16 protein-coding genes are annotated in these 20,319 nt (G+C 71.9%); 14 read left to right on the forward strand and 2 right to left on the reverse strand.

The window, feature by feature from the left end:
- Positions 1 to 16: 16 nt before the first annotated feature.
- The gene (locus tag ACZ7D7_RS25145) at positions 17 to 1,561 is read right to left on the reverse strand and encodes an MFS transporter (protein ID WP_470827130.1); all 1,545 of its coding nucleotides are present in this window, start codon (positions 1,559 to 1,561) and stop codon (positions 17 to 19) included.
- 191 nt (positions 1,562 to 1,752) lie between these two features.
- On the opposite strand from ACZ7D7_RS25145, the gene ACZ7D7_RS25150 reads away from it, so the two are divergent.
- The 3 genes from ACZ7D7_RS25150 to ACZ7D7_RS25160 all read left to right on the forward strand — a co-directional run bounded on the left by ACZ7D7_RS25150 (position 1,753) and on the right by ACZ7D7_RS25160 (position 3,856).
- The gene (locus tag ACZ7D7_RS25150) at positions 1,753 to 2,376 is read left to right on the forward strand and encodes a TetR/AcrR family transcriptional regulator (RefSeq protein ID WP_470827131.1); all 624 of its coding nucleotides are present in this window, start codon (positions 1,753 to 1,755) and stop codon (positions 2,374 to 2,376) included.
- A gap of 81 nt (positions 2,377 to 2,457) precedes the next feature.
- Complete coding sequence (locus tag ACZ7D7_RS25155) at positions 2,458 to 3,159, forward strand: ribonuclease HII (protein WP_470827132.1); 702 nt, start codon at positions 2,458 to 2,460, stop codon at positions 3,157 to 3,159.
- Between the two features lie 67 nt (positions 3,160 to 3,226).
- The gene (locus ACZ7D7_RS25160; protein ID WP_470827133.1) at positions 3,227 to 3,856 is read left to right on the forward strand and encodes a hypothetical protein; all 630 of its coding nucleotides are present in this window, start codon (positions 3,227 to 3,229) and stop codon (positions 3,854 to 3,856) included.
- 81 nt (positions 3,857 to 3,937) lie between these two features.
- Here the strand turns inward: ACZ7D7_RS25160 and ACZ7D7_RS25165 are convergent, their stop codons facing one another.
- Positions 3,938 to 4,552: a hypothetical protein gene (locus ACZ7D7_RS25165; RefSeq protein WP_470827135.1), complete on the reverse strand. Its 615-nt coding sequence runs from the start codon at positions 4,550 to 4,552 to the stop codon at positions 3,938 to 3,940.
- A gap of 340 nt (positions 4,553 to 4,892) precedes the next feature.
- On the opposite strand from ACZ7D7_RS25165, the gene ACZ7D7_RS25170 reads away from it, so the two are divergent.
- From ACZ7D7_RS25170 to ACZ7D7_RS25220, 11 genes are all read left to right on the forward strand, one after another.
- A complete protein-coding gene (locus tag ACZ7D7_RS25170; protein WP_470827137.1) occupies positions 4,893 to 7,049 on the forward strand; it encodes a RecQ family ATP-dependent DNA helicase in 2,157 nt (718 codons plus the stop codon).
- A 207-nt stretch (positions 7,050 to 7,256) separates the two neighbouring features.
- Complete coding sequence (locus ACZ7D7_RS25175) at positions 7,257 to 8,642, forward strand: cytochrome P450 (protein WP_470827138.1); 1,386 nt, start codon at positions 7,257 to 7,259, stop codon at positions 8,640 to 8,642.
- Positions 8,643 to 8,680: 38 nt separating this feature from the next.
- Positions 8,681 to 9,667 (forward strand): UbiA family prenyltransferase, encoded by a 987-nt coding sequence (locus ACZ7D7_RS25180; RefSeq protein WP_470827139.1) that lies wholly within the window; start codon positions 8,681 to 8,683, stop codon positions 9,665 to 9,667.
- A gap of 27 nt (positions 9,668 to 9,694) precedes the next feature.
- Positions 9,695 to 10,402 carry a ubiquinone/menaquinone biosynthesis methyltransferase gene (locus ACZ7D7_RS25185; RefSeq protein ID WP_470827140.1) on the forward strand — a complete coding sequence of 236 codons (708 nt, stop codon included), beginning with the start codon at positions 9,695 to 9,697 and terminating at the stop codon, positions 10,400 to 10,402.
- 113 nt (positions 10,403 to 10,515) lie between these two features.
- Positions 10,516 to 12,306 (forward strand): non-ribosomal peptide synthetase, encoded by a 1,791-nt coding sequence (locus tag ACZ7D7_RS25190; protein WP_470827141.1) that lies wholly within the window; start codon positions 10,516 to 10,518, stop codon positions 12,304 to 12,306.
- On the forward strand, positions 12,303 to 13,157 hold the full coding sequence (locus ACZ7D7_RS25195; RefSeq protein ID WP_470827142.1) for a thioesterase II family protein: 855 nt from the start codon (positions 12,303 to 12,305) through the stop codon (positions 13,155 to 13,157). The genes ACZ7D7_RS25190 and ACZ7D7_RS25195 overlap by 4 nt, the downstream gene beginning before the upstream one ends.
- Positions 13,154 to 14,398: a cytochrome P450 gene (locus ACZ7D7_RS25200; protein WP_470827144.1), complete on the forward strand. Its 1,245-nt coding sequence runs from the start codon at positions 13,154 to 13,156 to the stop codon at positions 14,396 to 14,398. Before ACZ7D7_RS25195 ends, ACZ7D7_RS25200 begins: the two co-directional genes overlap by 4 nt.
- Positions 14,399 to 14,490: 92 nt before the next feature.
- On the forward strand, positions 14,491 to 15,654 hold the full coding sequence (locus ACZ7D7_RS25205; RefSeq protein ID WP_470827145.1) for a DUF711 family protein: 1,164 nt from the start codon (positions 14,491 to 14,493) through the stop codon (positions 15,652 to 15,654).
- Between the two features lie 179 nt (positions 15,655 to 15,833).
- Positions 15,834 to 17,459 carry a DUF4192 domain-containing protein gene (locus ACZ7D7_RS25210; protein WP_470827146.1) on the forward strand — a complete coding sequence of 542 codons (1,626 nt, stop codon included), beginning with the start codon at positions 15,834 to 15,836 and terminating at the stop codon, positions 17,457 to 17,459.
- A 72-nt stretch (positions 17,460 to 17,531) separates the two neighbouring features.
- The gene (locus tag ACZ7D7_RS25215; protein ID WP_470827147.1) at positions 17,532 to 18,290 is read left to right on the forward strand and encodes an NUDIX hydrolase; all 759 of its coding nucleotides are present in this window, start codon (positions 17,532 to 17,534) and stop codon (positions 18,288 to 18,290) included.
- A 102-nt stretch (positions 18,291 to 18,392) separates the two neighbouring features.
- Positions 18,393 to 20,255 (forward strand): ATP-binding cassette domain-containing protein, encoded by a 1,863-nt coding sequence (locus ACZ7D7_RS25220; RefSeq protein ID WP_470827148.1) that lies wholly within the window; start codon positions 18,393 to 18,395, stop codon positions 20,253 to 20,255.
- Positions 20,256 to 20,319: the final 64 nt, after the last annotated feature.

Genomic DNA, 20,319 nt, shown 5'->3' on the forward strand with positions numbered 1-20,319 from the left:
GCCACCGTCACGGTCCTCAGCCGATGACCGGCCCCGACCCGGACAGGGCCTCCAGATCGCTCTTGCGGACCCGGATCACCACCGCGGCGACGATCACCGACAGCACGGCCATGGCGGCGGCGGCCACGAAGCCCGTCGAGATGCCCTGCGTGAGCACCTCGTGCCCCCACCGGCCGGGCAGCTGCTGGGTCTGCGCGAACTCCGCCTTCTGCTGCGGCGTCGCGTTCGCGAGGAAGTCCGGCACCTGCTTCTCCGCCTCGTTCCGGCTCGCCGTGCCGAACACCGTCGTCAGGATGGACAGGCCCAGCGAGCCGCCCACCTGCTGCGTGGTGTTGAGCAGCCCGGACGCCGCGCCCGCCTCGTGCTGGGCGACGCCGGAGACCGCCGTGATGGTGAGCGTGACGAAGTTGAGGCCCATGCCGAAGCCGAACACGAGCATGGGCCCGAGGACCCCGCCCACGTAGGAGCTGTCGGAGCTGATCAGGGCCTGCCAGGCCAGGCCGAGCAGCGCGAGCGTCGAGCCCACGACCATGAACGGCTTGGGGCCGAGCACCGGCAGGAACCGCTGCGACAGACCCGCGCCGAGCGCGATCACGACGGTCACCGGCAGGAAGGCGAGACCGGCCTGGATGGGGCTGTAGCCGAGCACGTTCTGCACGAAGAGAACGATGTAGAAGAACATGCCGAACATCGCGGCGGCCAGGCTCAGCATGATCACGTACGTGCCGGAGCGGTTGCGGTCGGCGAACATCCGCAGCGGCGTGATCGGTTCCCTGGCCCGCGTCTCGATGAACACGAACGCCGCCAGCAGCACGACGGCCGCCCCGAACGAACCGATGGTCAGGGAGTCCCGCCAGCCCTCGTCCGCGGCCCGGATGAAGCCGTAGACCAGCGAGGCCATGCCCGCCGTCGAGGTCACCGCGCCCGCGATGTCGAAGCGGCCGGTGTGCCGCTCGGACTCGGTGATGTAGAGCGGCGTCAGCACGGCGATCAGCACGCCGATCGGCACGTTGACGAACAGCACCCAGCGCCAGTCGAGCCACTCGGTGAGCATGCCGCCCGCGAGCAGGCCGATGGCGCCGCCGCCCGCGGAGACGGCGGCGAACACGCCGAAGGCCCGGTTGCGCTCCGGGCCCTCGGGGAACGTGGTGGTGATGAGCGCCAGTGACGTGGGCGACGCGATCGCGCCTCCCACGCCCTGCAGGACGCGGGCCGCCAGCAGCTGCCACGGCTCCTGCGCGAGCCCGCTGAGCAGCGAGGCCAGCGTGAACAGGAGGATGCCGGTCAGGAAGACCCGGCGGCGGCCGAGGATGTCGCCGGCCCGGCCGCCGAGGAGCAGCAGACCGCCGAAGGTGAGCGTGTACGCGCTGACGACCCATGTCAGGTCGGTGGTGCTGAACTTGAGAGCGTCTTGAATGTGCGGGAGCGCGATGTTCACAATCGTCGCGTCGAGTACCACCATGAGTTGGCAGGCCGCGATGACGGCGAGTGCGATGCCGGGATGCCCGTCCCGGCGGGCCGCGCCCGGCTTCCGGTCTTGTATCAGCGGAGAGGTTGTCACTGTGAGTCCCCCACGAGTGCCTTAGTGAACGCTCGCGTTCACTGCTGCTCCAAACGGTAGTGAGCCCTCTTAGTGAACGCAAGCGTTCACTTGACTTGTCGCCGCGCCGCGTGTCCTCGACGCCGTCCCGGCGGAGCCCCGCGTCCCCACACCCGTCCCCACATCCGCATCCCCGTCAGCTGGAGACACCGATGGTCACCTCGCGCTGGACGGCCGCCCCCGCTCGGCAGGCCTCCCTTCGCCGGCGCGGCGCCGTACTCGAACGCGCCATCCTCGACGCCGCGTTGGAGCAGCTCAGCACGGTCGGCTGGAACGGCCTCACCATGGAGGGTGTCGCCGCCGGCGCCCAGACCGGCAAGGCGGCGGTCTACCGGCGCTGGCCCTCCAAGGAGGACCTCGTCGCCGACGCCCTGAAGGCGGGACTGCCGCCCCTGGAGGAGGCACCCGACCTCGGCGGGGTGCGCGAGGACCTGGTGGCGCTGTGCGTCCAGACGCGCGACGCGATGTACTCACGCTCCGGATTCGCCCTGCGCTCCGTCATTCACGAATGCGATCCGGTCCAGGCCGAGCGCTTCCACGCGGTGATCTTCACCGGGGTCGTCGAGCCCATCGTCCAGCTCATCCGGCAGGTCGTCGTCCGGGGAATCGACCGGGGAGAGGTCCGCCCGGACGCCGACAACAGCTACGTCCTCGACGCCATCCCGGCCATGATGATGTACCGCTCGAAGATGTGCAGCAGCGAATGGACCGACCAGGAGCTCGAAGAGCTGATCGACCGGCTGATGCTCCCGCTGCTCCGCCCGTCCGGCCCCTGACGGCGCGCCCCGAACCCCCGGGGACCGCCCGGGGAACCGGGGTGTCGCAGCGGGTTCCCGGCGGCGTACGCTAAGGGCGCCATGCCGTACGAACCACCTACTCACACCGTCGAGCGCTCCCTGCGCGCCACGACCGGAGCGAAGGTCATTGCCGGTGTCGACGAGGTGGGGCGCGGCGCGTGGGCCGGCCCCGTCACCGTCTGCGCGGCGATCACCGGACTGCGCCGGCCCCCCGAGGGCCTCACCGACTCCAAGCTCCTCACCGTCAAACGCCGCGAGGAACTCGCCGAGACACTGCGGACGTGGGTGACGTCGTACGCCCTCGGTCACGCCTCCCCGGAGGAGATCGACGACCTGGGGATGACGGCCGCGCTGCGGCTCGCCGCGGTGCGCGCCCTGGATGCCCTGCCGGTCCGCCCCGAGGCGGTGATCCTCGACGGGAAGCACGACTACCTCGGCGCTCCCTGGCGGGTCCGCACCGTCATCAAGGGCGACCAGTCGTGCGTGGCGGTCGCGGCGGCCTCGGTGATCGCCAAGGTCCAGCGCGACAAAATGATGGCCGAATTGGGCGTCGACCATGCAGACTTCGGTTTCGCGGACAACGCCGGGTATCCGTCACCCGTGCACAAGGCCGCACTGGAGGAGCGGGGCCCCACCCCGCACCACCGGTTGTCGTGGGCGTATCTTGATGCGCTGCCCCGGTGGCAGCACCTCAAGAAGGTCCGCCGCCTGGTGACCGCGGGCGCGCCGGAGATCGAGGGTCAGCTCGGCTTCGATTTCTGACGGTCCGACGCGCGCCCGGGGCCACCCGCCCACGCCGGCCGCACCAGCGTTTGATAAACATCAGCTCATGCCTCTCATTCCCGAGGAGCCTCAGATTCACGAGAGTGCCCAGGGTCCCCGCGCCACCCCGGCCAACGGCCGCACCGCGCCGACCCCTCGCCCCGTACCCGGCCCCCGTCCCGCGGCCCCGCCGCGGCCCGGCCGCCCCGGCCCCCTGCGGGCCACCGCGCCGGCGCAGCGCACCCCGCGTGACGTCCCGGCCGCCAAGCCCGGCCCGTCGGGACCGGCCGCAGCCGCCGGTTCGGCCGGCCCGCAGATCCAGCTGATCCCGGCGTCGGTCGAGGGTGCCCTCGACGCCGCCGAGGAGGCCGTGGACCTGCTCCTGGACTCGGGCCGCGCGCCCGGCGACATCCTGGTGCTCACCACCGGCGACCCCCACCCGTGGGCCGCGCACGAACTGTCCTTCGGCGAGGAGTCCTACTGGGCTCAGCACGACGCCGGTGACGACGTGTTCTACGCGGACGCCGGCGGCGCGGGCCGTGCCGCCGAGCGCCCCGTGGTCGTCGTCGCCGTCAACGGCGGCCCGGAGGCGTCCGCCGCCACCGCGCTGGCCGCGGCCCACTCGCGGGCCGGCGCCCTGCTGATCGTCTGCGGCGACCCGCAGCGCATCAACGCGGTGCTCGGCGCGGGCGTCTGAGCCGGTAACCGCGCGTCGAGGGTGCGGCGGGGCCTGGACGGAACGTTCCGCCCGGGTTCCGCGAGCGGTCGGAGAGGTGACTCAGCGCGCCGCCACGCGGCGCAGCACGTCCGAGGAGACACCGCCGGTCCGCGGCGGCGGAGGCGGTGCCTCGGACGTGGCGAACGGCTCCGGCGCCGAGTCCGCGCTGGGCCGGCGCCCACCGCGCCCCTCACCGAGCACCTGCCAGCCGTCCCGGGTCAGCGTGATGTACGCCCCGCAGCGCAGCCCGTGCAGTGTGCACGCGTCCCGCAGGCCCCACATCCACGCGCCGTCCTCCTCCGTCCAGCGCGCGTCGCCCTCACGGCAGTACAGCAGCACGGCGGTGCGCACCGGCGTGCGACGGCGCAGATCGTGCGGGATGACCCGGCGCAGCTGCGCGAGCAGGGCGTTGCGGAACATCCAGCCGTCGGCCTGCGCCTGCCGCCGCGTGAAGGAGGCGCTCGCCCGCAGCCGGTCGTCCGGGTCGAGCACGGCCACGACAGCCGTGTCGGGTCTCGGGCGATGCCGGGTGTGCAGTCCGCTGACGACCTCGCGGGGATTGCGCAGCAGCGGGATCCCGGCGGCGGCCCATTCCGCGGGCTCGAGCACGCGATTGGCGGAGGCGGCGGACGTCGACAACGAGGCCGCCGAGGACGGAGCGAATCCGAAGGTCACGTTCCTCCCTTCGGCTACGCGCCCACACTGCGGGCGGGGTCGGATTCGGGGGACCGCGCACCGCAGTTGAGCCCTGCCTGATCACGGACGAGCCGTGCGGGGAGCGGACCTCAATTCTTCCTGTCGAACTGGGATGCGGCAACGAGCAATTGGGGCAACCGGCCGTTATCGAGCGGTACGCCGCTTATATCCCTGCTGTATACCTGCCCACCGCGCGACCCGGCGACGCCTGACATCCCGGACCGGCGTCCGGACGCCCCCACCATGGGCCACACGCGGGCACGGGCGGTCACACCGCGTGAGGTGGCTGATTGTCCGTGCCATCGGGTTGCATGGGGGCATGGACGATCCGGAACTCCGTACCGAAGCCGACACCATCCTCGCCGAACTCGTCGGGGCCGCGGACGGCGCCGCACGGCTGCGGGAGGACCAGTGGCAGGCGGTGTCGGCCCTGGTCCAGGAGCGCAGGCGGGCCCTGGTGGTGCAGCGCACCGGCTGGGGCAAGTCCGCGGTGTACTTCGTCGCCACCGCCCTGCTGCGCCGCCGCGGCGCGGGCCCGACCGTGATCGTCTCGCCGCTGCTGGCGCTGATGCGCAACCAGGTCGAGTCGGCGGCGCGGGCGGGCATCCGCGCGCGCACCATCAACTCGGCCAACCCCGAGGAGTGGGACACCATCCACGAGGAGGTCGAGCGCGGCGAGACCGACGTCCTCCTCGTCAGCCCCGAACGCCTCAACTCCGTCGACTTCCGCGACCAGTTGCTGCCCAAGCTCGCCGCCACGACGGGTCTGCTGGTCGTCGACGAGGCCCACTGCATCTCCGACTGGGGCCACGACTTCCGCCCCGACTACCGCCGGCTGCGGGCCATGCTCGCCGAGCTCGCCCCCGGAGTGCCGGTGCTGGCCACGACGGCGACCGCCAACGCGCGCGTCACCGCCGACGTGGCCGAACAACTGGGCACCGGCGCCGGCGAGGCCCTCGTGCTGCGCGGCCCGCTCGACCGCGAGAGCCTGCGCCTGGGCGTGGTCCGGCTGCCGGACGCCGCGCACCGCCTGGCCTGGCTCGCCGAGCACCTGGACGAGCTGCCCGGCTCCGGAATCGTCTACGCCCTCACCGTGGCCGCCGCCGAGGAGGCCACCGCATTCCTGCGCGGGCGCGGCTTCCCGGTGGCGTCCTACACGGGGCGCACGGAGAACGCCGACCGGCTGCAGGCCGAGACCGACCTGCTGCAGAACCGCGTCAAGGCACTCGTCGCGACGTCGGCGCTCGGCATGGGCTTCGACAAGCCCGACCTCGGCTTCGTCGTCCACCTCGGCTCGCCGTCCTCCCCGATCGCCTACTACCAGCAGGTGGGACGTGCCGGGCGCGGCGTCGCCCACGCCGACGTCCTGCTGCTGCCCGGCAAGGAGGACGAGGCCATCTGGCGCTACTTCGCCGACACCGCCTTCCCGCCCGAGGCACAGGTCCGCCAGACCCTGTCGGCCCTCGCCGACGCCGGACGACCCCTGTCCGTACCGGCCCTGGAGGCCGTGGTGGACCTGCGGCGCACCCGCCTGGAGACGATGCTGAAGGTCCTGGACGTCGACGGCGCGGTCAAGCGGGTCAAGGGCGGCTGGACCGCCACGGGAGCCGACTGGGCCTACGACGCCGAGCGCTACGCGTGGGTCGCGCGGCAGCGGTCGGCCGAACAGCAGGCCATGCGGGACTACGTCACCACCTCCGAGTGCCGCATGGAGTTCCTGCGGCGGCAGCTCGACGACGACGGAGCCGCGCCCTGCGGCCGCTGCGACAACTGCGCGGGAGCCTGGGCCGACCCCTCCGTGTCGGCGGAGACCCTGACCGGCGCGACGAAGGAACTCGACCGTCCGGGCACGGAGGTCGAGCCGCGCCGCATGTGGCCGACCGGCATGCCCGCCCTGGGCATCGACCTCAAGGGCCGCATCCCCGCCACGGAACAGTGCGCCACGGGACGCGCCCTGGGACGCCTCTCCGACATCGGCTGGGGCAACCGGCTGCGCCCGCTCCTGGCGGAGAACGCCCCCGACGGCCCCGTACCCGACGACGTGCTGCGCGCCGCGGTCGCCGTCCTCGCCGACTGGGCGCGCTCGCCGGGCGGCTGGGCGACGCGGGACCCGGACACCGCCCGCCCCGTGGGCGTGGTCGCCGTACCGTCCCTCGCCCGCCCGCAACTCGTCGGCTCCCTCGCCCGGGGCATCGCCGACATCGGGCGCCTGCCCTTCCTCGGCACCCTGACGTACACCGGGGAGGGCGGCGCGCACGCGGTGCGGCGCAGCAACTCCGCCCAGCGCCTCAGGGCGCTGTCGGGCGCCTTCACCGTTTCCGACGAGCTGGCCGCCGCCCTGGCCGCCGCGCCGGGGCCCGTCCTGCTCGTCGACGACTACACCGACTCCGGCTGGACCCTCGCGGTCGCCGCGCGGCTGCTGCGCCGGGCCGGCAGCGAACGGGTCCTGCCCCTGGTGCTCGCGGCGGCCGGCTGATCCCTTTCCCGCAAATCGAAGGCGACACCGTATTCACCGCGGAATACCGGCTTCGCAGGTAGTTGCAAAGGAACCGCCCGGTCCTGGACCCCCCTGGCCACTTCCTGACAAGTTGTTGCACCGCTCGACAAGCCGAGCGTAGGAAGATCCTGCAATGGCGGGGGGAAATCAGCATGCCTGCTTCAGGCTGACCGAGGGGGAGCGGCAATGGAGGGGCCTGTCACGAGCGCGCTTCCGACGCGGCGGATACGGCACGACAGCGGAGTTCTCGCGGCGCCGACGGCGCCACGGGTCCGCGTTCCGGTCGTCGGTCCCCTTTTGCGACTGCGCTCCGACCTGCTGAATGCCATTCAGTACGCCGCCTCCTCCGGAAGCGATCTGTCGTACTTCACCCTCGGCTCCAAGAGCATGGTCTTCGTCAATCGGAGCGCCGCCGCGGACGTCGTCCTTTCCGACATCCACACGTTCGGAAAGCCGGGCGGCGAGAATCCGCTGCGGCTGGTGCTCGGGGACGGTCTGATCAGCAATCCGGACCACGACAACTGGCTGCGCCGGCGCAGAGCACTCCACCCCATGTACAGCCGCACGAGTCTCGCGACGATGCGGGAGAAGATGGCCGGCGTGGTCGCCGACCGCACGAACCGCTGGGAAGGCCGCGACCGAACCGATCTGAACGTCCACGAGGAAATGCTGTCCTTCACCCTGGACATCGTTTCCGTGTGCATGTTCAGCCGCTACGGCGACACCGTGTCGGACATCATCACGCCGCACACCGCCTCTTTCCTCCTCGATTTCGTCGAGCGCCGGCTGCGCGGCCCGTTCTCCCTGCCGGTCGGTACGCCGAGCCGGCGCAACCGCCGGTTCGGCGCGACCCTGAAGAACCTCGACGAACTCGTCCACGGGCTGATCGACGAGCGGCGCCGCACCGGCGACCACCACGGCGACCTGCTGGACCTCCTGCTGGAGGCCCGCGTGGGCGAGGCCGCCGAGCCGCTGACGGACACCGAGGTCCGCGACGAGGTCCTCACCACGTACCTCGCCGCCTACGAGACCACGGCGAGCGCGCTGACGTGGATCCTCTACCTCCTGGCCTGCTACCCGGACATCCAGCAGCAGGTGCGGGAGGAGGCGGCGGGCCCCTCGGGCCGGCCCGGGCACGGCGCACCGCAGCGCGGGTCCCTCCTGGAACGCGTCATCAACGAGGCCATGCGCCTCTTCCCGCCGTCCCCGACCATTCCGCGGCAGGCCAAGAAGGACGCCCTGATCGGCTCGGCGAAAGTTCCCGAGGGGGCGCTCGTCATGCTCAACGTGGCGGCCATTCACCGGGATCCGGAGGTCTGGGAACGGCCCGACGAATTCCTTCCCGAGCGCTTCATCGACAACAGCCCCGGAAAGGGCGAGTATCTGCCGTTCGGCGCCGGAGCCCACATGTGCATCGGCAAGGGATTCGCCATGATGGAAATGGCGATGCTCGTGGCGGGCATGGTCGCCAAGTTCCGGATCTCGCCCCGCGATTCGGCGGGCCCGGACCCCAAGGCCCTCATCACCCTCAGGCCGCGCCAGGGTTTCGGGCTCACCCTCACCAGGATCTGACCGACTTGATTCCGCGACATCATGAGAGAGGTTGACCGATGCGCCGCCTGGCACGTTTCAACGCGACAGTCGAGCTCGTGCGTCCTCGCACGCTGCTCGTCTCGCCGCTCGCCTACTGCGTGGGCGCCGCCGTCGCGGATCACCGCCTCGACTTCACGGTGCTGCTCGGCGTCGTCATTCACATCGCCGCACCTCTGGCCGCCAACGCCCACAACGCGGTGACCGATCTCGTCGAGGACGGGAAGAACGTACCGGGCCGCCTGAAGCTGGTCGAAACCGCGGGTGTCGAAACGCTTCAGCGCATCGTGTACGCGGGTCTGGCCCTGATGCTCGCGCTGTCGCTGATGATCTCGCTCGCGCAGAGCCTCCTGTGGATTTTCAGCGCGTTCCTCGTCCTCGGATACTCCTCACCCAGACTCCGGCTGAAGGGACGGCCGATCATCGGAATGGCCGTCTTCTCGATGGCCGTCACCGAGCCCTACATCGCGGGCGCACTGCTCGGCGACTCCTGGTGGGAAATCCCGCAGTACGATTCCTACCAGCCCGTCGTTCTCGGACTCTTCCTGTTCTGCTGGTACTTCGCCAAGGGAATCATGAAGAACGTCCCCGACTACGAAGGGGACAAGGCGGCCGGGCTGCGGACGATTCCCGCACTCATGTCGTCGAAACAGTCCGCCGCCTGGGCCGCCGCCGCGGCGACCACGCTCGTCTACGTCGCCTTCCCGGTCCTCGTTCTCCTCAGCGACATACCCGACCGGCTGGTTTTCGTCGGCCTGATGGTGCTTCCGGCCGTGGGTAACATGGCCGGCATGGTCCTGGCCCGAACTGCGGTCGAGTACAACCGAGTCGGCCAACGGGACATGTATGTGTCCGTCGTTTTCCTCGGTCTTCTGCTCTTCGGCTGGCGGCCCTCGGTCGGCTCGGCGCTGATCGGGATCCTCGCTGTGGCGGTCATGGTCTGGACGGACGTATCGGGACGGGACTCCAGGGCGAGTCGCCATCTCGCCGGGGCCGAGTCGACGTGAGAAATCCAGGTGGAGGAGGCCCGACAGGTGACAGCTGACCGTATGCCCCGAGGCAAGGGGTCCGACGTGCACGGGATCTTCGAGAAGATCGCCGGGTACTACGACCGGATGAACTTCGTGATGACGCTCGGACGTCATGACAAGTGGTGCCGCGAGGTGGCCGCACGCGTCGCCCCACCGGCGGGCGGACAGCTCCTTGACCTGGCCACGGGCACGGGCGCCATCGCCCTGAAAGCGGCCGGAATGTACCCCGCGGCCACGGTGACGGGCGCCGACTTCTCCGAGGAGATGCTGCGCCGCGCCAAGACCAAACCCGGGGCGGACGCCGTCCGTTGGCTTCAGGCGGACGCGACGGGCCTGCCGTTCGAGGACGAGTCCTTCGACGGCATCACCGAGGGATATCTCCTCCGGAATGTCGAGGACCTGGACGGCGTGCTGCGCGAGCAATACCGGGTTCTCCGGCCCGGCGGTCGCGTGGTCATTCTCGAAACGTGTCCTCCCAGCGGCCTGGTGAAGCCGGTCGTGACACTGGGCGTGCGCGTCCTCATTCCACTGCTGGGCCAGGTCGTGGCGCGTGACCGGTCGTCGTACACCTATCTCGAATCGAGCACGCTCGCTTTCCAGTCGCCCCAGCATGTCGCCGAGGTCCTGAAGGGCATCGGCTTCCAGGACATCGGCTGGCGAAAGAAGTTCTTCGGCACGAACGTCATTCTCTGGGCCACCAAGCCGAGGTGACGTGCCGGGAGTCATTCCTGGCGAATCAGGGGGAGTTTGTTGTGACCAGATCTGTTTCCGCGCGCGATGTAGCGCTGCTTTCCACGCGCGATGTGCCGTCGGCGAAGAGGGTGTTGGAACGCTGGGCCGCCGAATGCCCCGACCGCGTCGGGTCGGTGGGCATCGACGGCAGTGGCCTGACGTGGAGGGAGATCGCCGCGTCCGTACGGACCCTGGCCGGCCGCATCCGGCGGGCCGGTGCGGGGCCGGGCGACCGGGTCGCCGTCATGGCGGGCCGCTCCCGGTACGCGCTCAGCAGCCTGCTGGCGATCTGGGCCAACGGCTCGTCGGCGGTCCTCCTCGACGAGCGGCACCCGGCCGAACGCCTGCGCTGGACCGTGCGGGACGCGGGATGCGGCGTACTGGTGTCGTCGGAGGCTGAGGCGGGGCCGGGGGCGGAGGCGGAGGCCGGTCCGAGTGCGGTGGAGCTGGGGCTCGTGCTGGTCGAGACGTCCGGTTCGGAGACGGAAGCCAAGGCGGATGCCGGGACGGGGACCGGGGCGGAATCCGGGACGGAGGCGGGAGCCGGGGTGTGGGCCGGTGGCCCGGACGGGTCGGAGGCGTACGTCGTCTACACCTCGGGCACCACGGGCCGCCCCAAGGGCGTGCGCATCGGGTCCGCCGCGCTGGAACAGTTCCTGGTCAACGCCGAATCGCTGGGCTACCGGCCGGGCAGCCGAGCCGTCTGCGTCGTCTCCCCGGGCTTCGACGGCTGGCTGTGGTCGGTCCTCACCCCGTTCGTCAACGGCGTCACCTGCGTGGCGATCGACGCGACCACCGGGCGGCTCGAAGACGCCCTGGCCGCGCAGGACATCGACAACCTCTGCATGACGCCCTCGCTCTACGCCGCGATGGAGAAGGTGCCGAGGGCCGAGGTCGCCGTGGTGGCCGGAGAACGCTGCCCGGACTCCCTCGTCGCCCGGCTCCGGGAGAGCGCCGACCGCGTCCTCAACGTCTACGGGCCGACCGAGGCCACGATCGCCGCCACCATGGCCGACACCGCGCGCGGCGACGACCCCGGCACGATCGGCCGTCCGCTGCCCGGCTGCACGGTCACGGTCGTCGACGCCGACCTGAACGAGGTCCCCCGGGGCGTCACCGGCGAGCTCCTGATCGGCGGCGCGGGCGTCGCGCTCGGATACGTCGGCGCGAACGGGCCCGGCGCCGACCGGTTCCTCGACCGGGACGGAGTCAGGTACTTCCGGACGGGCGACCGCGGGGTGCTGCGCGCCGACGGGCAGTTGAGCTGCCTCGGCAGGACGGACAACCAGGTCAAGATAGGCGGCTTCCGCATCGAGCTGGAGGAGATCGAGAGCATCGCCTGCGCGGTGCCCGGCGTCGACCGGGCGGTGGCCTACGTGCGCGGTGAACCGGGCACGCTCGCGCTCGGCCTCCGCACGGCATCGGGCGGTCCGCTGGATGCCGAGCTGCGCGAGCGGCTGACCGACGCGTTCGCCTCGCGACTGCCGCGCCAACTGTGCCCGACCCTGCTGCACCGCATCGCCGAGGTACCGCTCGAACCGACCGGCAAGGTCTCACGCCGCGAGGTGGCCGAGCTGGGCGACGCCGAGGCATTCGGCGGCGGGCGGGACGAGGACGGGTGCGGGGGAGCGGGGGACGCAGCGGGCGCACCGCACGGCGCGGTTCTCGGCTCGGTCCTGGACGCCTGGAACGCCGTATTCGGGCAGAGCGTCGCCGAGGACGCCGACTTCTTCGCCATCGGCGGACATTCCCTCCTCGCCGCCCAGCTGGCCTCCCGCCTCGAACTCCAGCTGGAGACGGCCGTGTCCATCACCGACGTCCTCACGGCCAGGACGCCCCGGGCGCTGGCGGACCGGATCGAGGAGACGAGGGCGGCGGCGTGACGTATCTGCGATCGTTCACGGCGGACGACGGCGCCGCCGGGACGGGGAGGGCCGGGGACGCGGCACGGGAGACCGAGAGCGGGATACGGGAGACCGGGAGCGGGACCCGGGAGGAGACTCGGGGTCGGGGCCGGGCCGCGTCCACGACGGTGACGGTGTTCCCGCAGGCAGGCGCGGGCTGTCTGCGCCTGCACACGATGGTGCCCGTGCTGCCGTCCGGCGTGCACCTTGTGGGCGTGCAACTGCCGGGCCGCGAGGACCGGTTGTCGGACGCCCCGGCGAACGACCTGTCCGAGGTGGTCGAGGGCGTGGCCGCCGAACTCCTCGCCGGCACCGGCTCGGCAGGCCCCGTCCGTCGCGGACCGCTGGTCCTCCTCGGCGTCAGCCTCGGCGCGGTCATCGCCTACGAGGTCGCGCGGAGGCTCGAGTCCGAGGGCGCGGCGGCCCGTTCGCTGGTGGTGGCCGCGGCCCGGTCGCCGGAGCACTGGAGCACGTTCCCCGCGGCCGATCCGCCTCACCAGGAGGTGACGGCCCTGCTGCACCCCTCGGTCCGCGACTCCGAGTTCGCCCGCTACGCCACCGCGACGATGCGCGCGGACCTGCGTCTCATGGCCGGCTACGAAGCCCCGTCCACCCGTCTCACGCGTACGTCGCTGCGGTCCGTGTCGGGGCGCCACGACAGCGTCGCCACCACCGTCCAGATGACCGGGTGGCGTGACCGAACGACCGACTACCGAGGCCATCAAGTGATCGACGCCGACCACCACGCCTTCATGAACCAGGACGTCCTGCGCGGCATCCTCACCGACATCGCGTCCGAGACCGTTCCCGGCCCGGCGGTGCGCGCATGAGGCAGCCAACGGCCCCCGACCTGCCGAAGCCCGACGTTCCGAGGCCCGACCTTCCGAGGCACGACCTGTCGAAGCCCGATCTGTTCGCGCCCGGCCTGTTCGACGGCACCGGGTTCTACGACGTCTTCGCCTGGTACCGGGAGAACGAACCCGTGTCCTGGCAGCACCCCGCCGGAGAACCGGAGGGTTTCTGGAGCGTCACCACGTACCGCGACATCGTGGCCGTGCACCGGGACACCACGCGGATGAGCTCGACGAAGGGCATGCGCCTCGGCTCGACGGAATCCGCCGTCGCCGCCGTCGCGAACAAGATGCTCATCGTCTCCGACCCGCCGCACCACACGCGCATGAAGCGGGTGCTCATCCAGCCGTTCTCCCACGAGGTCCTCGCGAGGGCGGAGGAGTACGTGGACCAGGTCGTCGCCGACGTCGTCGCAACGGCCGTACGGAACCCGGAACCGGATCTCATCACGCACCTCGCCCGCATTCCGACCGACGTCATCTGCGCGATCATGGGAATTCCCCGAACCGACTGGGAGTGGATCGGGACGAAGACCACCGAGGCGTTCGAATCTCCCTCGGAGGTCCGGCGCATCATGGCGAACGGTGAGATCTTCAAGTATTTCACCGACATGGTGAGCGAGAACCGCAGAACGGCCGAGAACGACTTCATCAGCGGCCTCACCGCCCGAAATGACAGCGGCACACAACTGACCGACGAGGAACTGGTCTTCAACCTCAGCGGCGTGCTGGCCGGCGGGAACGAGACCACCCGGTACACGCTGGCCTCGCTCACGCACCAACTGGCCGAGCACCCGGACCAGTGGCGCCGGATCGCCGGGGGAGAGGTCACGCCCGCCGACGCCACCGAGGAAGGTCTGCGCTGGTCGGTGCCCGGCATGCACGTCATGCGGACCACGACCGAGACCGTCCGCGTCGGCGACGCCGAGATCGGGCCCGGCCAACGCGTCGTGACATGGATCGGCTCCGCCAACCGGGACGCCGAAGTGTTCGACGACCCCGACACGTTCGACGTCGGACGCACCGGAAACCGGCATCTGAGTTTCGGCGCGGGCCGCCACATATGTCTGGGCAGCCGACTCGCACGGCTGGAAATCACGGCGTATCTCCGAGCGCTGCGCACCATGGTGAGCGCCATCACGCTGGAGGGCGAGCCGCGCTACAACGGATCGAATTTCACATGGGGACTGAATGAGCTTCCGGTGGTGCTTCGCGCGTGAACCGCGTGCGGTCGAAATCCCCGCATACGACTGTTCCGAGCAAGGTTCCTTCACGCCTGAGAGAGACCATGTCCGTTTCGCACGTACGTGCCGTGACCCTCTGTCTTCCCGACGACGTCTTCGGCTTCGAGGGCGGACACGTCGATGTCGCCGCTGTCACCCGATACGGCGAGCAGGCGGTGGAGATCGGTGACCGGATCGCGCGCGCCGGGTTCGAGGTCCAGACCGTCCGCCTTTCCAGCCCGGCGCTCGACGAGCCCGTGAGCCGCGACCAACTCCGGGCCCGGGCCGCCGACCTCGTCGAGGGATGCCGACGCGCGGGCGTGGGCAGCGCCGCCCTGAGCGCGCTGCGGCCTGCCGCGCTCGCCGCGCTCAAGCCCTCGGACGTCGCGGGCGTGCTGGTCGAACACCCGTCGCTGTTCCTGGCGACCGTCGTCGCCGACGGCGCCGAAGTGGACCATTGTGCCGCGGAGTTCAGCGGCGCCGTGATGCGCGAACTGGCGAACCGGGACAAGGAGGCCAACTTCCGCTTCGCTGCGATCGCCCATCTGGGCCCCAACGCGCCCCTGTTCCCGGGCTCCTTCAGCGACGGAGGCAGAGCCGGGGTGAGCGTGGGTCTCCAGTCGACCGGCGCACTGCTCGCCCGCGCCCGGGCCCACCCGCCCCGCGATCTCGCCGAGGCGACGGCGCTGACGCGGGACTGTCTGCGGGAGGAAATGGACACGTTCACTGCCCTGCTGGAACCGGAGTGCGAGCGGCTCGGACTCCTGTTCCACGGTTTCGACCCCTCGCCGGCCTGCGCCCCGGACATCGGCATCGGGGAGTTCCTGGAGATCGCCGGAGGGATCCGGTTCGGCCGCCCCGGCACGCTCGCGACCTGCGCGGCGGTGACCGCCGGCATCCGGTCGGCGGGCCGTGCCGCGGGCCGTCCCAGCGTCGGATACGCGGGACTCATGCTGCCGGTGCTGGAGGACAGGGTGCTCGCACGCGCCTGGCAGGAGGGCCGGATCGGCGCCGACTCGGTCCTCGCGTACTCGTCCGTCTGCGGTGCCGGGATGGACACCGTTCCGCTGCCCGGTTCGACGCCGGAACACGAGGTCGTCGCCATGATCGCGGACATGGCGGCCCTGTCGGCGCGGTGGGCGAAACCGTTGTCCGCCCGCCTGATGCTCGCACCGGAGGACGGCGATCCACGGCGTACGGAGTTCCGGGCGGAGCAGATCGTGAACATCGCGTATCCGGTGGTCGCGGGGTGAGGCGCGGGCGGTGCGGGTGGCGCGGGCGGCGCGGGCCGTGGGTCGCGTGCTGGGGGCTGGGTGCCGCGTGCCGCGTGCCGTGAGGCGCCTTGGTGGGGGCGGCGGCGTTGTGACGTGTCCCTGATGGGACTTGTCCACAGGGTCAAGCGGAGCTTCGGGATCCGCGAGATCGTCAGGGCATGACGAATCACAGCAGCGAAACGACGGGCTCCTCCGGCTCCTCCGGTCCTTCTGAGGGGGGCAGCGACATCACCGCGGGTGCGGGCGAGATCTCCCTCAGGGGCACGGCTTTCGACGACCACCAGGTCACCCTGCGGACCCCGGCCGAACTCGCCGACGCCCTGCCGTACCTCCTCGGCTACCGGCCGGAGGACAGCATCGTCCTGGTCTCCCTCACCGGCGAGGACGGCCGGGGCAGGTTCGGCGGCCGGGCCAGGCTCGGCATCCCGGCGAGCCCCGACGACTGGCCGTCCGCCGCCCGGCAACTGGTCCACGGCCTGGTGAGGGGCAGCGAACGCCGGGGTGCCCGGCCCGGGCAGATGGTCGCCTACCTCTGCCAGGAACCTGCGGCCGGCGAGACCGGCCGGCAGGTCATGGAGCGGCTGCGCCCCCTCGCCCACCGTGTCCGCGTGGAGTGCGGCAGCCTCGACGTCACCGTGGTCGAGGCGCTGTGCCTCTCCGACGGCCGCTTCTGGTCCTACTGCTGCGACAACGAGGTGTGCTGCCCGGCGGAGGGCGTCCCCATGGGCCTGCCCGGCACCTCCGTGGTCGCCGCGGCTGCCACCTACGCCGGCATCCAGGTGCGCGGCACCCTGCGCGAACTGCGCGCCCGGCTCCTGCCCAGGGAGAACTCCGTAGCGCTCGAACAGGAAGTCGCCCTCGACACGGCCAGCATGGCCCTCGTCTCCCGCATCCTCGACGACGCCAGCCGCGCCGACGTCGCCGCGGAGACCCTCCGCCTCGCCGAACGGATCATGCGCCGCTTCGCCGAGGCCCCGCCCGCCAGCGGCGTGGTCACCGCCGACCTCCGCGACGACGAACTGCTCGGCACCGACGAGGCCGCGACCCTCATCCTCGGCCTCCAGGACCGCGCCACCCGCGACCGCGCCGCCGAGTGGATGGAGGGCGACGAGGCCGGCCCCGCCCTCCGCCTCTGGCGAGCCCTGGCCCGCCGCTGCGCCGGCCCGTACGGCGAGCACGCGGCCGCGCCGCTCACCCTCGCCGGGTGGGTCGCCTGGTCCACGGGCGACGAACTGGAGGCAAGGGAGGCCTTCGCCATGGCCCTCGGCGCCGACCCCGACTACCTCTTCGCCCGCCTGCTGCACCAGGCCTGCAACCAGGGCCTGGACCCGGAATCCGTCCGCCGCTGCCTGCGCTCGGAACGAGCGGAACGCACCCGCCGGCGGACGACCGACACGGACACCGCACCGGCGGCCGACGGCTCGGAAACGGCCGGCGAACCGGACAGCGACACGGACACCGGACCGGCGGCCGACGGCTCGGAAACGGCCGGCGAACCGGACAGCGACTCGGACAGCGACTCGGACACCGGACCGGAAGCCGCAAAGGCGCAGGCAGCCGGAACCACGACAGAACCCGCCCCGGCCCCCGGTCCCGCCCGCCGTCGCCCGCGAGTACGCCCCGGCGCCGCCAAGAACCGGCACCGCCCCACGCACGGCACCCGGCCGCGCGGCACCCGCCCACGCCCCTCGGCCAGGAGCGACGGCAAGAGCGACGGACAGCGCCGCGACGCCCGCTCCGGAAGCGCGGAGCAGGGGACCAGGCCGCCCGAGCGGGACGAATGACAAGCGGCGATCACTCCGTCCCCGGACCACGAAAGGAGTGTTTATCGTCAGGCAGACGACTATGATCGCGGCATGCCCTACGACCCGTCAGCCTTTCCGCCTTTCGCCGTCACCGTGGACCTGGTCGTGCTGACCGTGCGTCGCCATTCCCTGTGCGCGCTGGCGGTACGCAGGGGCGAACCCCCGTTCCAGGGACGCTGGGCCCTGCCTGGTGGATTCGTACGGGACGACGAGGACCTGGCACAGGCGGCGGCACGCGAACTCGCCGAGGAGACCGGGCTGCGCGTCCACGACCCCGCCGTCCCCGCCCAGGACAACGGCGCCCACCTGGAACAGCTCGCCACCTACGGCGACCCCAAGCGGGACCCCAGGATGCGCGTCGTCAGCGTCGCCCACCTCGCCCTCGCCCCCGACCTCCCGGCACCCCGGGCCGGTGGCGACGCGAGCAACGCGCGCTGGGCACCGGTCGAGGAACTGCTGCACCACGGCGGCTACGGCCGCGAAGGCGACCCGCCGGCACCCCTCGCCTTCGACCACGCCCAGATCCTGGCCGACGGCGTCGAGCGCGCCCGCTCCAAGATCGAGTACTCGTCCCTCGCCACGGCGTTCTGCCCGCCCGAATTCACCGTGGGTGAGCTGCGCCGCGTCTACGAGGCCGTGTGGGGGGTCGCGCTCGACCCGCGGAACTTCCACCGCAAGGTCACGGGCACCCCGGGCTTCCTCGTGCCCACCGGCGGCACCACCACACGCCAGGGCGGCCGCCCGGCCCAGCTCTTCCGTGCGGGCGGCGCCACCCTCCTCAACCCGCCGATGCTGCGCCCCGAGGTCTGACACGGCCGTCCACGGCGAACCCTCACGACGGCCGTCGAACCCACCCCGTGAGCGCCCGCATGGTGCCCGAAAAACCGGATATAGCACGCTATCTTGCTGCGGGTGATCGAGGCCATCGGACTGACCAGCAAGCCCCGCAAAGGGCTTCCGCCCGCCGTCGACGACGTCTCGTTCGAGGCGCACGCCGGCCGCGTCACCGCGCTGCTCGGAGCACCGGGCGCGGGCAAGACGACGGCGCTCGGACTGATGCTCGAGCTCCAACAGGGCCGCGGAATCACCTACTTCAGAGGCCGCCCCCTGCACCGCATCACCCACCCGTCGCGCGAAGTCGGCGTACTCCTGGGCGAAGTGCCCGGACACCCGTCCCGCACGGTGCGCGGCCACCTGCGCATGCTCTGCGCCGCCGCGGGCGTCCCGGCCCGCCGTGCCGACGAAGTCCTCGAAGCCGTCGGCCTCGTCAGCCTGCGCGACGAGCGCCTCGGCACCCTCTCACGCGGCATGGACCGCCGCCTCGGGCTGGCCGGCGCGCTCCTGGCCGACCCCCACACCCTCGTCCTCGACGAGCCGGCCGGCGACCTGTCCGCCCGCGAGAGCCTCTGGCTGCACGGCCTGCTGCGCACCTACGCCGACCAGGGAGGAACGGTCCTGCTCACCACGGCCGACCCCAAGGAGGCCGCCCGCCACGCGGACCACGTCGTCACCCTCGACGCCGGCCGCGTGGTCGCCGACCAGCGGGCAACCGACTTCGCCCGCACCCGGCTGCGCCCCCGCGTCGCCGTCCGCACCCCGCACGCCGCCCGCCTCGCGGCCCTCCTCGCCAAGGACGCCCGTACCGCACAGCGCTCCGTCGAGGTCACGCACGAGGACGGCAACCGCCTCCGCGTGTACGGCAGCAGCTGCGCCGCGGTCGGCGAGGTCGCGTTCCGGCACGGCATCGTCGTCCACCAACTCGCCGACGAGACCGGCGACATGGGACCGGGCGCGGGTGCGGGCGCCGAGGAGCCACAGGACGGCCCTGAGCCGGAGCCCGGAAAGCAGCCAACGCCAACGCCGGCGCGCATGCCGGCGGCGGTGCCGGTGCCGGCGCCGGAGGCGGACCAGGACCGGCGGCCCGTCACCGCGCCCCGCACTCTCGACTCCCCGTCCCCCCGCCCCCACCCCTCCCCCCTCCCACCCCCCATCTCCGTCCGCCCCGCCCCCACCCCCCTCCGCCCCCTGCGCTACGAGCTCCGCCGTGTCACCGGTGTCGCCACCGTGTTCGTCATCGGCGCGGCCGTGCTGCTCGTGTCCGCCGTCACCGCCGTCGTGCTGGCGCGGATCGGGCACACCCCGCAGCCGCGGCTGCTGGCCGCGTGGCCGCGGGAGGTGCCCCTGCCGCCCGCGGGGCTCGGCGCGGGGCTGATCGGAGCGCTCGCCTTCGGCGACGAGTTCCGCCATCCCGCCCTGGCCGCCGATCGCGGCACCGTGCCCCGCCGGCTGGGGCTGCTGGCCGCGAAACTCGTCGTCAGTGCCGTCGTGGCGGTGCTGCTGGCCGTGCTGGCCGTGGGGTGTGACGCGGAGGTGCTGTATCTGATGTACGGACGGGAGGTTTCGGAGGTTCCCGGGGACTGGGCGGCGCTGGGCGCGAGTTGGATCGGGCTGGTCGTGGGGTGCGCCTGGGCCGGTGTGCTCGCGGCGGGCGTGTTCCGGTCGACGACGGCGGGACTGGCGGCGGTGGTCGCCGTGCCGGTCGCCGTCGTGCCGCTCGTACACAAGCTCCTGGAGGGCGCGTCCGTGCGAACGGCGACCGGGCTGCACGCGCGGCTGCGGGAGGTGTTCCCGGTGCAGTGGCCGTTCGGCGGGGAGCGGTACGTGGCCGGTGCGCTGCGCATGATCGTCCAACCCGTGGGTGGCGCGCTGGCGTTGTCCCTGACCACGCTGCTCTGCGCGTATGTGCTCACGACGGGCCGCCGCAGGGTCCGATGAGCACGCTTCGCGCACTTCCGGTCCCGCGGTGCGCACAACTCCCCGCGCAAAGCCCATTTCTTTC

The organism is Streptomyces sp. NPDC037054, assembly GCF_055606745.1.